The 14014-nt window shown below is 58.7% G+C and carries 13 protein-coding genes; 8 read left to right on the forward strand and 5 right to left on the reverse strand.

All coding sequences use genetic code 11. From position 1 onward, the window contains the following. Positions 1 to 11 precede the first annotated feature (11 nt). Both ibpB and AC27FC_RS21330 read left to right on the forward strand, forming a co-directional pair. Positions 12 to 440: a small heat shock chaperone IbpB gene (gene ibpB / locus AC27FC_RS21325; RefSeq protein WP_032662053.1), complete on the forward strand. Its 429-nt coding sequence runs from the start codon at positions 12 to 14 to the stop codon at positions 438 to 440. A gap of 165 nt (positions 441 to 605) precedes the next feature. After that, on the forward strand, positions 606 to 2267 hold the full coding sequence (locus AC27FC_RS21330) for a putative transporter (protein WP_196355192.1): 1662 nt from the start codon (positions 606 to 608) through the stop codon (positions 2265 to 2267). Here AC27FC_RS21330 and AC27FC_RS21335 read toward each other — a convergent pair. Continuing rightward, the gene (locus AC27FC_RS21335) at positions 2235 to 2981 is read right to left on the reverse strand and encodes a GntR family transcriptional regulator (protein WP_196355193.1); all 747 of its coding nucleotides are present in this window, start codon (positions 2979 to 2981) and stop codon (positions 2235 to 2237) included. The genes AC27FC_RS21330 and AC27FC_RS21335 overlap by 33 nt on opposite strands. 221 nt (positions 2982 to 3202) lie before the next feature. Here AC27FC_RS21335 and AC27FC_RS21340 point away from each other — a divergent pair, with 221 nt between their 5' ends. From AC27FC_RS21340 to AC27FC_RS21355, 4 genes are all read left to right on the forward strand, one after another. Beyond that, positions 3203 to 4825: an alpha-glucoside-specific PTS transporter subunit IIBC gene (locus AC27FC_RS21340; RefSeq protein ID WP_033144347.1), complete on the forward strand. Its 1623-nt coding sequence runs from the start codon at positions 3203 to 3205 to the stop codon at positions 4823 to 4825. After that, complete coding sequence (locus tag AC27FC_RS21345) at positions 4822 to 6144, forward strand: 6-phospho-alpha-glucosidase (RefSeq protein ID WP_063440097.1); 1323 nt, start codon at positions 4822 to 4824, stop codon at positions 6142 to 6144. Before AC27FC_RS21340 ends, AC27FC_RS21345 begins: the two co-directional genes overlap by 4 nt. A 92-nt stretch (positions 6145 to 6236) precedes the next feature. Continuing rightward, positions 6237 to 6584 carry a YidH family protein gene (locus AC27FC_RS21350; protein WP_023309821.1) on the forward strand — a complete coding sequence of 116 codons (348 nt, stop codon included), beginning with the start codon at positions 6237 to 6239 and terminating at the stop codon, positions 6582 to 6584. Further along, entirely contained in the window at positions 6574 to 6921 is a 348-nt protein-coding gene (locus tag AC27FC_RS21355; RefSeq protein WP_047059222.1) for a DUF202 domain-containing protein, read from the forward strand. Before AC27FC_RS21350 ends, AC27FC_RS21355 begins: the two co-directional genes overlap by 11 nt. Before the next feature lie 34 nt (positions 6922 to 6955). On the opposite strand, the gene dsdA is transcribed toward AC27FC_RS21355, so the two are convergent. Next, complete coding sequence (dsdA, locus tag AC27FC_RS21360; RefSeq protein WP_196355195.1) at positions 6956 to 8242, reverse strand: D-serine ammonia-lyase; 1287 nt, start codon at positions 8240 to 8242, stop codon at positions 6956 to 6958. A 17-nt stretch (positions 8243 to 8259) separates the two neighbouring features. Further along, positions 8260 to 9597 carry a D-serine transporter DsdX gene (gene dsdX, locus AC27FC_RS21365; protein ID WP_023309824.1) on the reverse strand — a complete coding sequence of 446 codons (1338 nt, stop codon included), beginning with the start codon at positions 9595 to 9597 and terminating at the stop codon, positions 8260 to 8262. Between the two features lie 204 nt (positions 9598 to 9801). Between dsdX and dsdC the strand changes: the two genes are divergently transcribed. Together dsdC and AC27FC_RS21375 are read left to right on the forward strand one after the other, a co-directional pair. Continuing rightward, positions 9802 to 10728, forward strand: coding sequence for a DNA-binding transcriptional regulator DsdC (gene dsdC, locus AC27FC_RS21370; RefSeq protein WP_196355196.1), 927 nt, complete (start codon positions 9802 to 9804; stop codon positions 10726 to 10728). An 84-nt stretch (positions 10729 to 10812) separates the two neighbouring features. Further along, entirely contained in the window at positions 10813 to 11901 is a 1089-nt protein-coding gene (locus tag AC27FC_RS21375) for a cellulase family glycosylhydrolase (RefSeq protein WP_196355197.1), read from the forward strand. Here the strand turns inward: AC27FC_RS21375 and emrD are convergent. Further along, complete coding sequence (gene emrD, locus AC27FC_RS21380; protein WP_029741426.1) at positions 11804 to 12988, reverse strand: multidrug efflux MFS transporter EmrD; 1185 nt, start codon at positions 12986 to 12988, stop codon at positions 11804 to 11806. The genes AC27FC_RS21375 and emrD overlap by 98 nt on opposite strands. A gap of 175 nt (positions 12989 to 13163) precedes the next feature. Continuing rightward, on the reverse strand, positions 13164 to 13997 hold the full coding sequence (locus AC27FC_RS21385) for an EamA family transporter (protein WP_047059214.1): 834 nt from the start codon (positions 13995 to 13997) through the stop codon (positions 13164 to 13166). Positions 13998 to 14014 lie beyond the last annotated feature (17 nt).

The raw sequence follows: 14014 nt of genomic DNA on the forward strand, positions 1-14014 counted from the left end.
GGAGATTTAGTATGCGTAACTATGATTTATCCCCTCTGCTGCGTCAGTGGATTGGTTTTGACAAACTGGCTAACGCCCTGCAAAGCACCACCGAGCAACAGACGTTTCCGCCGTACAACATCGAAAAAAGCGACGATAACCACTATCGCATCACCCTTGCGCTTGCCGGTTTCCGCCAGGACGATCTGGACATCCAGCTTGAAGGCACTCGCCTGACCGTGAAAGGAACGCCGGAAAAACAAGAGACCGAAACCAAATGGCTGCATCAGGGGCTGGTTAATCAGCCGTTTAGCCTGAGCTTTACCCTGGCAGACCATATGGAAGTGTCCGGCGCAACGTTTACCAACGGTCTGCTGCATATCGACCTGATCCGCAACGTGCCGGAAGCCATCGCGCCGCAGCGTATCGCCATTAGCGAGCGGCCTGCGTTGAATAGCTAATAGCGTGCGGGCTGATGCCATCACCCCGGCCCTCTCCTGTAGGGAGAGGGTGAAAAGATAAAGCCCTGCCCCGGCAGGGCTTTTTTGTGCGCCATCACCCATACAACCGCCTCCGGCTCTGAGAGAATCCTTAGCATAACTAAGGTTATGCTAAGGAAGTGGGTCATGAGTGATATCGCGTTAACCGTCAGCGTGTTGGCCCTGGTCGCTGTTGTTGGCCTGTGGATAGGTAATATCAAAATCCGTGGCGTCGGGTTTGGGATAGGCGGGGTACTGTTTGGCGGCATTTTTGTCGGGCACTTCGCCGACAAGCTCGGGCTGGTCCTCAGCGCCGAAATGCTCCACTTTACTCAGGAGTTCGGCCTGATCCTCTTCGTTTATACCATCGGTATTCAGGTGGGACCGGGCTTTTTCGCCTCACTTCGGGTCTCCGGATTACGGCTCAACCTGTTTGCCCTCGGCATAGTGGTAATGGGCGGGCTGGTCACCGCAATTCTGCACAAAATCTTCGATATCCCGCTCCCCGTGGTGCTGGGCATTTTCTCCGGGGCGGTTACCAACACGCCTGCGCTCGGTGCCGGGCAGCAAATCCTGCGCGATTTGGGCATCGAACCCGGCATCGTCGACCAGATGGGGATGAGCTACGCCATGGCCTACCCGTTTGGGATTTGCGGCATTCTGCTTTCCATGTGGCTGGTACGCGTCCTGTTTCGCATTAACGTTGACAAAGAGGCGAAGGACCACGAAACCACGCTCACCAACGGCCATATGCCAATTAAAACCATCAACATTCGGGTCGATAACCCCAACCTGAACAATATGGCGATTCAGGACGTGCCGATCCTCAACAGCGCCAATATCATCTGCTCCCGCCTCAAGCGTGACGATATGCTGATGGTGCCCGCGCCCGGCACCGTCATTCGGCAGGGCGATCTGCTGCACCTGGTCGGCCAGCCCGGAGATTTAAACAACGCGCGGCTGGTGATTGGCCAGGAAGTGGATACCTCGCTCTCAACCCGCGGCACCGATATGCGCGTGGAACGTGTTGTGGTGACTAACGAACACGTTCTTGGCAAGAAAATACGCGATCTGCAGGTAAAAGAGCGCTATGACGTGGTGATCTCTCGCCTTAACCGTGCGGGTGTTGAACTGGTCGCCAGCCCGGAGGCCAGCCTGCAGTTCGGGGATATCCTCAACCTGGTCGGGCGCCCGTCGTCCATCGACGCCGTGGCGGATATGGTGGGTAACGCCCAGCAAAAACTGCAGCAGGTGCAGATGCTGCCGGTGTTTATCGGTATCGGGCTCGGCGTGCTGCTCGGTTCTGTTCCTGTGTACGTGCCGGGCTTCCCGGTGGCGCTCAAGCTGGGCCTGGCGGGCGGGCCGCTGATTATGGCGCTGATCCTCGGGCGTATCGGCTGTATCGGCAAGCTCTACTGGTTTATGCCGCCGAGCGCCAACCTGGCGCTGCGCGAGCTGGGCATCGTGCTGTTCCTGGCGGTGGTCGGCCTGAAATCCGGCGGTGATTTTGTCGATACCCTGGTCAAGGGCGAAGGGATGAGCTGGGTAGGCTACGGCATCTTTATCACGGCGATCCCGCTGTTGACGGTGGGAATACTGGCGCGGATGTTCGCCAAAATGAACTACCTGACGCTGTGCGGGATGCTGGCGGGCTCCATGACCGATCCGCCCGCGCTGGCTTTTGCCAACAACCTGCACGCCACCAGCGGTGCGGCCGCGCTCTCCTATGCCACCGTCTATCCGCTGGTGATGTTCCTGCGCATCATCACCCCGCAGCTACTGGCGGTGCTGTTCTGGGGGATGAGCTAGCAGGTCATCCGGGTGGATGCGCCGCAGATGGTAGTCTACTTGGTAATCACTGGTATTTCGGAACATCACGGAATAATTGAGGAACTCGCCGCTGTCGCTGTAGGAGAGAGAGGTAATTCGCAGCAGCGGCGTCTGTTCCGGCAGGTTCATATAACCGGCCAGCGTTTTATCTGCCAGCACCGGCGTCAGGCTCTCGTAGTTGCCGCTGATGGTGATCCCGCACTCCTTCTCAATGTAATCAAACTTAGACCCCTCAAGATGCGCCAGCGACAGATTGCGGAACAGCTTCACCGGCATAAAGCTGTCCTCCAGCATCAGCGGCTTCCCGTCCACGTAGCGCACCCGCCGGGAAAAGTAGATCCGTTCATCCACCTGAATCCGCAGCTGGCTGGCGATGGCGGGCGGGGCGGGCATCACTTCAAACTGTAAGACCTTACTCTGCACCTCTTTTCCCTGTTGACGCAGCACCTCCACCAGCCCGGTCAGGTTGGTGGTTTCGTGGTGAACGTCTTTGCGTGAGACAAAGGTTCCGCTGCCGTGTCGACGCTCAACCAGCCCCCAGATCACCAGCAGATCCAGCGCCTTGCGGATGGTCATTCGCGCCACGCCGAACTCCTGCGCCAGCGCTTTTTCGCCGGGCAGCGGGCTGCCGACGTTGTAGTCCGACGAATTCAGCCGCAGCCGCAATCTGTCAGCAATGGATTTGTAGATCACCAGTAGACCTCTCTGCCGTTATCAGGGTGTGGATTGCGTTCTGACATGTCCATATTTACGTCAAAAAGTAGACCTGATTGGTCAAAATAAAACCATGAATGCGATCACGAATCGCAGCGGCACGCCATGTTCGCGCATCAGTAACTTCTTATGCTCACCTCAGGCCAGCAAAAAACCATAAAGGCCTCTACCCCTACAGGTTGTTTCATGAGGATTTAAAAATGCTCAGTCAAATACAACGTTTTGGCGGTGCCATGTTTACCCCGGTGTTGCTGTTTCCGTTCGCCGGGATCGTGGTGGGAATCGCCATCATGCTTCGCAACCCGCTGTTTGTCGGCGAAGCCTTAACGGCCCCCGATCATCTTTTCGCGCAGATTGTTCACATCATTGAAGAGGGCGGCTGGGCGGTGTTTCGCAATATGCCGCTGATTTTTGCCGTTGGCTTACCGATTGGCCTGGCGAAGCAGGCGCAGGGCCGCGCCTGTCTTGCGGTGCTGATTAGCTTCCTGACCTGGAACTACTTTATTAACGCGATGGGGATGACCTGGGGCCACTTCTTCGGCGTCGACTTCTCCGCCGAACCGACGGCCGGAAGCGGGCTGGCGATGATTGCCGGTATCAAAACGCTCGATACCAGCATCATCGGTGCCATTGTGATCTCAGGCATCGTCACCGCCATCCACAACCGCTACTTCGACAAGCCGCTGCCGGTGTTTCTGGGGATTTTCCAGGGCAGCTCGTTTGTCGTTATCCTCGCGTTCTTCGTCATGATCCCCTGCGCATGGCTGACGCTGCTGGGCTGGCCGAAAGTGCAGATGGGCATTGAGTCCCTGCAGGCGTTTCTGCGGTCCGCCGGTGCGCTGGGCGTGTGGGTGTATACCTTCCTGGAACGCATTCTGATCCCAACCGGATTGCACCACTTCGTCTACGGTCCGTTCATCTTCGGCCCGGCGGCGGTGGAAGGCGGCATTCAGGTCTACTGGGCACAGCACCTGCAGGAATTCAGCCAGAGCACCCTGCCGCTGAAAACCCTCTTCCCGGAAGGCGGATTCGCGCTGCACGGCAACTCAAAAGTGTTTGGCTCGGTCGGGATTGCGCTGGCGATCTGGTATACCGCGTCGCCGGAAAACCGCGTCAAGGTGGCGGGGCTGCTGGTGCCGGCCACGCTCACCGCCGTGCTGGTGGGCATCACTGAACCGCTTGAGTTCACCTTCCTGTTTATCTCGCCGCTGCTGTTTGCCGTGCACGCCGTGCTGGCGGCCACCATGGCAACGGTGATGTACGCCTTTGGCGTCGTGGGGAACATGGGCGGCGGCCTGCTGGACCAGTTCCTGCCGCAAAACTGGATCCCAATGTTCCACAACCACGCCTCGACGGTATTCACCCAGATCGGCATTGGCGTCTGCTTCACCGGGATTTACTTCGTGGTCTTCAAAACGCTGATCGAACGTCTGAACCTGAAAACGCCGGGCCGGGAAGAGAGCGAAATCAAACTCTACAGCAAGGCCGACTATAAGGCGGCGCGCGGGCAAACCACCGCCCCGGCGGCGGCCAGCCAGCAGGTAGGGCAGGCCGCCGGATTCCTGCAGGCTCTCGGCGGCGCGGCCAACATCGAAAGCATCAACAACTGCGCCACCCGCTTGCGCATTGCGCTGGTGGATATGGCGAAAACCCAAAGCGATGACGTCTTCAAAGCCCTCGGCGCCCACGGCGTGGTGCGACGCGGCAACGGCATTCAGGTGATTGTCGGCCTGCACGTTCCTCAGGTGCGCGACCAGCTGGAATCGCTGATGAAAACCCCTTTAACGAATGAACAAACCACCCTGACAGAGGCTATATCATGAAAAAATTCTCAGTTGTTATTGCAGGCGGCGGCAGCACCTTTACGCCTGGTATCGTCCTGATGCTGTTAGCCAACCGCGACCGTTTCCCGCTGCGCGCGCTGAAGTTCTATGACAACGACGGCGCACGTCAGGAAACCATCGCCGAAGCGTGCAAAATCATCCTCAGGGAGCAGGCACCGGAGATTGAATTCAGCTACACCACCGACCCTAAAGCGGCGTTTACCGATGTGGATTTTGTGATGGCGCATATCCGCGTGGGCAAATACCCGATGCGTGAAAAAGATGAAAAAATCCCGCTGCGCCACGGCGTGCTGGGCCAGGAAACCTGCGGGCCGGGCGGCATCTCCTACGGCATGCGCTCTATCGGCGGCGTGCTGGAGCTGGTGGATTATATGCAGCAGTACTCCCCGAACGCGTGGATGCTGAACTACTCCAACCCGGCGGCAATTGTTGCGGAAGCCACGCGCCGCCTGCGTCCGAACGCCAAAATCCTCAACATCTGCGATATGCCGATCGGCATTGAAGGGCGCATGGCGCAGATTGTCGGCCTGAAAAACCGCAAAGAGATGCGCGTGCGCTACTACGGCCTGAACCACTTCGGCTGGTGGACGTCGATTGAAGATCTCAACGGCAACGATCTGATGCCGAAACTGCGCGAATACGTGGCGAAAAACGGCTATGTGCCGCCTTCGGAAGATGCGCATACCGAAGCGAGCTGGAACGATACCTTTGCCAAAGCCAGAGACGTACAGGCGCTTGATCCGGATACCATGCCAAACACCTACCTGAAGTATTACCTGTTCCCGGACTACGTGGTCGCGCACTCCAACCCGGAACGCACCCGCGCCAATGAGGTCATGGATCACCGTGAGAAGCATGTATTCAGCGCCTGCCGGGCGATTATTGAAGCCGGTCACTCTGCCGCCGGTGAGCTGGAAATCGACGAACATGCGTCGTACATCGTCGATCTGGCGACGGCGATTGCCTTCAACACTCAGGAGCGGATGCTGCTGATTGTGCCAAACAACGGGGCTATCCATAACTTTGATGCCGACGCGATGGTAGAGATCCCGTGCCTGGTGGGTCATAACGGGCCGGAGCCGCTCACGGTGGGCGATATTCCGCACTTCCAGAAAGGGCTGATGAGCCAGCAGGTGGCGGTGGAAAAACTGGTGGTTGATGCCTGGGAGCAGCGCTCGTACCAGAAACTCTGGCAGGCAATCACCCTGTCGAAAACCGTGCCGAGCGCGTCCGTCGCGAAAGCGATTCTGGATGACCTGATCGAGGCCAATAAGGACTACTGGCCAGAGCTGCACTAATCGTCCTGACCGGCATCGCCCGATGCCGGTCTCCTTGTCCTTGTCGATTTACGCTATGCTGAAGCCTGCCTGGAGCACGACAAGGAACCTTCATGAAAATTTCCCGCCTCGGCGAAGCGCCGGACTACCGCTTCTCTCTGGCCAATGAACGCACTTTTTTAGCGTGGATCCGCACCGCGCTGGGCTTTCTTGCCGCAGGGGTGGGTCTCGATCAGCTCGCGCCGGATTTCGCCACGCCGCTGATTCGCGAAGTGCTGGCGCTGCTGCTGTGCCTGTTTGCGGGCGTGCTGGCGATTTACGGCTACCTGCGCTGGCTGCGCAATGAGAAGGCGATGCGTCTGAAACAGGATCTGCCCTATACGCGCGGGCTGCTGATTATCAGCACGATTCTGCTGACGGTGGCGGGCGTGGTGATGGTGCTGGTGTTCTATGGCGGATAGCCGCAAAGCGCGGCGCGAGGCGGACCCCGGCCTGCAGCCGGAGCGGACGTCACTCGCCTGGCTTCGCACGCTGCTGGGGTATGGCGCGCTGATTGCCCTGGCGATTAAGCACAACTGGCACCGCACGGGGGTGCCATTCTGGATTTCTATTGTTGTGCTGGCGCTGGTGGCCATCATTTTATGGCGCTATACCCGCAGCCGTAACCTGATGGACGTGGCGCAGAACGATTTTGTACAGCCGAAAGCGGTGCGGGATAAGTTCCTGATCGCGCTCGCTGTTCTCTCGCTGTCGCTGCTGTTTGCAGTAACCCATATTCAGCAAATTTTGAGCCTGTAAGCCCGGTGGCGGCTACGCCTTACCGGGCCTACGATTAACGGCCTTTTGCTAAATACTTCGCCATCTCGTCTTCCGGCACCATTCCGCCGCCGGTTGCCCACACCAGGTGGGTAACGTTGGTATGCGAATGAACGCGCACCGGCCCGGCCATGCCCGCCAGCGCCGACGGCTCCAGGCGGATCCCTTCCTCCTGCGCGAGCCAGCCGAGCATGTCATACATGCTCTGGTCGGAAAGGGTGTAGAACCCGTCGAGCAGGCGCTCCATCGCGCGGCCCACGAAGCCGGAGGCGCGTCCTACCGCCAGCCCGTCCGCCGCCGTGACGTTATCAATGCCCAGGTCCTGCACCGCGATCTCATCGTGCAGGCCGGTGTAGACGCCCAGCAGCATGCACGGGGAGTGCGTTGGCTCCGCGAAGAAGCAGTGGACGTTATCGCCAAAGGCCAGCTTCAGGCCAAACGCCACGCCGCCGGGGCCGCCGCCGACGCCGCACGGCAGGTAAACGTACAGAGGATGGTCCGCATCCACCACGCGGCCCTGTTCGGCAAACTGCGCCTTCAGCCGCTCGCCTGCAACGGCGTAGCCCAGGAAAAGGGTGCGGGAGTTTTCATCGTCAATGAAGAAGCAGTTCGGATCGCTTTCCGCCGCTTTTCGTCCCTGCTCCACCGCCACGCCGTAATCCTGCTCATATTCCACGACGATGACGCCGTGGCTGCGCAGTTTGGCTTTCTTCCACTCTCGGGCGTCGGCGGACATATGCACCGTCACCTTAAAGCCGATGCGTGCGCTCATAATGCCGATGGACATCCCGAGGTTGCCGGTTGAGCCTACCGCAATGCTGTACTGGCTGAAGAAGTCCTTAAAGCGCGGCTCCAGCAGAATGCTGTAGTCGTCGTCGATGCTCAGCAACCCGGCTTCCAGCGCCAGTTTTTCCGCATGGGTCAGCACCTCATAGATGCCGCCGCGCGCTTTAATCGAGCCGGAAATCGGCAGATGGCTGTCTTTTTTCAGCAGCAGCGTGCCGGGAATAGGCTTACCAGATTCTCTCTCCAGCCGCTTTTGCATCGCCGGGATCGCGACCAGCTCGGATTCGATAATCCCGCCCGTTACCGCCGTTTCCGGGAAGGCTTTCGCCAGATACGGCGCGAAGCGGTTGAGGCGCGCGTGCGCGTCGTCCACGTCGGCTTTGGTCAGCCCGACATAGGGCAACCCTTCTGCAAGCGTCGTGGTGCGCGGGTTAAGCCAGGTAGTTTCTTTCAGGGCGATCAGATCCTCAACCAGAGGAAACTGTGCGGTTAAAGTAGTGATAGTTGCGTTTTCCATAATACGTCTCTTCGCGCTCAGATAATGAAGGAAAGCAGGAATGTGCCGCCAAGTGCAAGCACCGAGGCGATAAACGTCGCCGTCGTATAGTATTTGAAGGTCTCATTCAGGGTCGCGCCGCAGTATTGCTTCACCAGCCAGAAGAGGGAATCGGTCACGATCGTGCAGCCAATGGCGCCGGAACCGATGGCAATGGTGATGATTTCCGGGCTCACGTTTGGATAGAGCGGCAGCATCGGCGCGACGATCGCCGTGGCGCCCATCATCGCCACCGTCGCGGAGCCTACGGCGGCATGCAGCACCAGCGCCACCAGCCAGGCGAGCAGGATAGGGTGCATGTGCAGGTTCGAGAGAATATGCGCCAGCGAATCCGCCAGCCCGCTGGTTTTCAGGATGGCGTTAAACGCGCCGCCCGCGCCGATAATCAGCAAAATGTTGGCAATAGAGCCGAAGCCGTGCTCGGTATGCGTCAGCATCGTGCCCATGCCCATATGCTGGCGTATCCCCAGCAGGTAGTAGGCGACAAACACGGCGATAAACATCGCGGTGATCGGGTTGCCGATAAACTCCAGCAGCGTATACAGCGTGCCTTCTTTTGCCATATTCAGCTCGGCAATGGTTTTCACCAGCATCAGGGCAATCGGCAGCAGCACCGTGAACAGCGTGGCGCCCAGCGACGGCAGGGTGTGCTCTTCCCGCACCTTCAGGTCTGAAAATTCCGCCGGAACCGGTTTAAACGGCAGACGGTTGCCGAGCAGTTTCAGGAACAGCGGGCCGCCGACCAGCGAGGCCATCAGGCCCACCATCAAACCGTAGACAATGACCGTTCCGACGTCCGCGCCTAATTTATTGGTCACAAACAGCGCGGCCGGATGCGGCGGCACCACGCAGTGCACCGCCATCAGCGCGGTACAGAGCGGAATGGCCAGCTTGAGTAGCGACGTGTTGGTCTTTTTGGCGATGGAAAACGCCAGCGGGATCAGCAGTACCACACCCACTTCCACGAACAGCGTGATCCCGCAGATAAGACCCACCAGCACCATAATCACGTCCGCCGACAGCCAGCGGCAGCGCTGCAACGCGATCCCGATGCGCTCTGCCGCGCCGGAGACTTCCATCATCTTGCCGAGAATGGTGCCCAGACCAATCACCGCCGCCAGGAAGCCCAGCGTACCGCCAATTCCGCTCTCAATGGCATTCACCATATCCAGCGGGCTCATCCCCATCATCGCGCCGACGAAAAAGCTCGCCAGCAGCAGCGCGAGGAACGGGTGAAACTTCAGCTTAACGATGGTTAAAACAATCAACACAATGCTGACCAGCAGCGTTGCCACAACCCAGACCTGAGATCCCATATCTCACCTCACCCTTATGTCATCTGTGGGTATTGGACGAAAAAACGGCGTGGGCTGACAAACGATATAAATTGGCGTTCAGATGAGCCAGATTGGATCAACTGAGTGACTGCGGTCTAAAAAGTGCACTTAATTCGTATTAGGTTCACATAAATTCACCCTTGAGCGGTATGCTGAGCGCAGAAAACCCGCGTGAGAATTGTGATGACCGATGCGAATGAAGCCAGAAACCGCCTGTTAAACGGCTGGCAGCTGTCGAAAATGTACACCTTTGAAGTGGCCGCCCGGCATGAGTCTTTCGCCCTGGCGGCGGAGGAGCTGTCGCTCAGCCCAAGCGCGGTGAGCCACCGCATCAACCTGCTGGAAGAGGAGCTGGGCATTCAGCTGTTCGTCCGCTCGCACCGTAAAGTTGAGCTGACGCAGGAGGGAAAGCGTGTTTACTGGACGCTTAAGTCGTCCCTCGACACCCTGAATCAGGAGATCCTGGACATCAAAAACCAGGCGCTGTCCGGCACGCTGACGGTCTACTCCCGGCCGTCGATCGCTCAGTGCTGGCTGGTGCCCATGCTGGGGGACTTTACCCGCCGCTATCCGTCGATTTCACTCACCATCCTGACCGGCAATGATTACGTCAATATGCAGCGAACGGGCGTCGATCTGGCGCTCTATTTCGACGATACGCCGCCAAACCACCTCTCTCATCACTTCCTGATGGACGAGGAGATTTTGCCCGTCTGCTCGCCGAAGTATGCCCGCGAGCATGAGCTGCTGAAAAACCCCGATAACCTCAGCCACTGCACGCTGCTGCACGACCGTCAGGCCTGGAGCAACGATTCCGGTACGGATGAGTGGCTGAGCTGGGCGCAACATTTTGCGGTGAATATGCCGCCATCGTCGGGTATTGGTTTCGATCGTTCCGATTTAGCGATTATTGCGGCCATCAACCACGTCGGCGTCGCGATGGGCAGAAAGCGGCTGGTGCAGAAACGGCTCGAAAGGGGCGAGCTTATCGTCCCGTTTGGTGAAAAGACCCTGAAATGCCATCAGCACTACTATATCTCGACGCTTTCTGGCCGGCAGTGGCCGAAAATAGACGCCTTTATCGGCTGGCTGAGAGAACTGGCAGGTTGAAGAATTATTACGCTTTCGCTCTACACGAAATGTGAAAAAGCGTGCTAAATACAGGTAATGCTTTCGATTTATCCAGGGTAAACCGTGTTAAAGCCTTTTATTGCCTGTGCATTACTGATCTCTTCCGGCTGGGCGATTGCCGCTGAGCCGCCGCTGACGGCTGCCCGTTATGCGCAGCAGCTGGGCGTCGGGATGGATGTGGACTGGGCACGCACCGAGCGCGGCATACGCGAATTCGACCCGCTGGTGGTGCGCGATTTTCGTGCAAAAGGCATTACCCACGTGCGCATTCGCGTCGCCGATGAGCCGACGGAAGCGCGGCTAATTCACCTGCGCAAGCTGGTGGAAGCCTGCGAACAGTATGGCGTGATCCCGATTATCGCCTATCAGGCTGATGAGTATAAAAACGACCCGAAAGCCGATAACGAGAAAGAGACGGTCAACTGGTGGATTGCCGTGGCGCACTATTTCGGTCAGAGCTATCCGCTGCTGGGTTTTGATCTCATTTATGAGCCGGCCGACAAGCTTAACCACAACCTCGCGTCGCTAAACCGCGTGTATGAAAAAACCATTAAAGCGATCCACGACATGGACCCGCAGCGCATGATCTTTATTGCGCCGCGCCTGCGCGCCGCGCCGGAGGATTTATCCAGCCTGAAGCTGCCCGCGCACAGCCAAAACTACCTGCTGGCAGAGTGGCATATTTTCCCGTGGGGGCCGCTGAAAAATAGCGGTAAATACCCGTGGACGTCCGGCACGGCGGCGGAGAAAGCGGCTATCCATAATCGCATTACTACCGCGCTACGCTGGCAGCAAAAAACCGGGCACGTGAGCTGGGTCGGGGGCTGGGGCGTGGGAGAGTCAAACCACCTTACGCCAACCGCTTCGCAAATGGCGTTCTCCACCTTTATGGCCTGCGAGCTGCAAAAGGCGAAAATCCCGTATGCGCTGAACGCGGATTTCCAGTTTTACGACGGGGAAGAGGGGGCCTGGCGGCCTGCGCCGGAGCCGTTGTTGCAGGCGATGATTGCGCCCGTTTGTGAAAAGCCCGGCGAGAAGCCGGGCCATCATGCGGTTAAACCGGCTGCTCGTGATGCGGAACACGCGACGCCAGCGGCAGCCAGCACAGTAAAATCAGCAGCCCCATCAGCGTCATCAGCAGGCCCAAACTAGCCTGCCCGGTCTGCGGCATCATGGCCGAGAGCCAGGCCAGCGCGCCGGAGCCGATATTCTGCAAACCGCCTACCAGCGCGCCAGCCGTGCCTGCGAGAAACGGGAACGGCTCCATCGCGCCGCTGGTCGCCAGCGGGAACAGCATCCCCGCGCCGAAGAAGAACAGCGCTGCCGGGATGAGCAGCGTCCAGACCGTCATCACGCCAAACAGCCCCGGTATCCACATCATCAGACCCGCCAGCAGACAGCTGATCACCGACTGCCACATCAGGGTGGAGAAGCGTTTATTTGGGCGTCCGGCAAACCACGCGCCGAAGAACGCCGCCGGGATCGGCAGAATAAACAGAATACTCACGACCATGCTGCTCAGGCCCAGACCCGCGCCCAGCAGCACGCCGGAACAGGCTTCAAACACCGCAATGCCCGCCAGGCCGCCGATCAGCATCAGCAGGTAGCAGGTAAACGACCCGTTGCCGAACAGCGTTTTATAGCTGGTGATAAGCTTCGTGCGCGGCGCGTCCTGCGGGCGCGTTTCCGGCATCCAGCGCGCCATGCTGAAGGTGACAATGACGCACAGCACCAGCAGGAAGGCGTAGCAGGCGCGCCAGGACCACATCGTGTCCAGCAGGCCGCCAATCAGCGGGGCGAGAAGCGGGCTGACCAGAATCCCCATATTCAACAAGCTGTTGGCATGACGGAGCTGGGTGCCCTGATACATATCGCGCGGTAAGGTTCGCGCCATCACCCCACCGACGCCGGTCCCGACGCCCTGCAGGGCGCTGGCGGCAATCAGTACGGTCAGGCTGTGCGTGGTAATGGCAATCACCGTCGCCACCATGAAAATGCTCATGCCCACCAGGATCACCGGGCGACGCCCGACGCGGTCAGACAGCGGGCCGTAGAAGAGCTGCGAAACGCCATAGGTCAGCAGGTAGGCTGCCATCACGCTCTGCACCGCGCCCTCGCGGACGTTCAATTCCTTTGCCATGTCGGCAATCGCCGGAATGTAGATGGTTTGCGCCATCTGACCGACGGCCACCAGTAACACCAGCATCAACAATAAGTTAACGTTCCTTTGTTTTTTCATGTCGCTGAATACTTTTGCCAAAAGAGAAAAATGAAGAATAAGTGACTGCGCATTCCCATAAATGCGCGAGGAATCTACCACAGAGAGATGACAATTTAAGCATTGTCGTGGTGAATGAAAAAACCGGGAAAGGCAGGATTTGTAAACAAGAACGGCAACTAATGTTGCCAGTGATTTACGCCAGGCGCAGCAGAATGGCGCCGCCGGCAATACCCAGCGCCGCCGCGATGCGCAGGCCCGCAACCTTCTCTTTTAAAAGGACAAACGCGATCAGCGCCCCGAAAAGAATCGAGGTTTCACGCAGCGCCGCGACCACCGCCAGCGGTGCCTGCGTCATGGCCCAAAGCGCCAGACCGTAAGAGCCCATGGTGCCCACCCCGCCGAGTAACCCCTTTTTCCAGTGCAGGCGCAGGTAGCCGGACGCCTCGCGCCGACGCGCCACCATCGCCCAGCTCAGCAGGCAGAAGCCGTTCATAAAGAAGGTCCACAGCGTGTAGCCCAGCGCGGTGTCCGACAGCCGCACGCCGGTGCCGTCCACCAGCGTATACCCGGCAATGAAGCAGGCGTTCAGCAGCGCCAGCCAGATCCCTTTGCGTGACTGCATGCGGCTATGCATCGCCATCGCCAGAATCGAAAGGCAAATTACTCCGATGCCGGACCAGGCGAGCCAGGAGAGACGATCGCCGAGCGCCAGCACGCCGATCAGCGCCACCAGCAGCGGGGCGGTGCCGCGCATCAGGGGATAGGTCTGGCTCATATCGGAGACCTGATAGGTTTTCGCTACCAGCACGGTGTACACAACCTGTAAGGCGCAGGAGACGATCAAAAACGGCCAGCTTGCAGCAGATGGCTGTGGGGAAAACGGCAGTAAGACCAGAGCGATAAGCGTGGCGGATCCGCTGACGCTTATCGCGGAATAGAGCTTGTCCGTTCCGGCCTTAACGATGGCGTTCCAGCTGGCATGCAGCAGCGCGGCGAAGAGCAAAATGCAGAAAACGGTGGTGGTCATGGCGTATCGGGTGATGA

The organism is Enterobacter sp. C3_dUdeg (assembly GCF_057536195.1).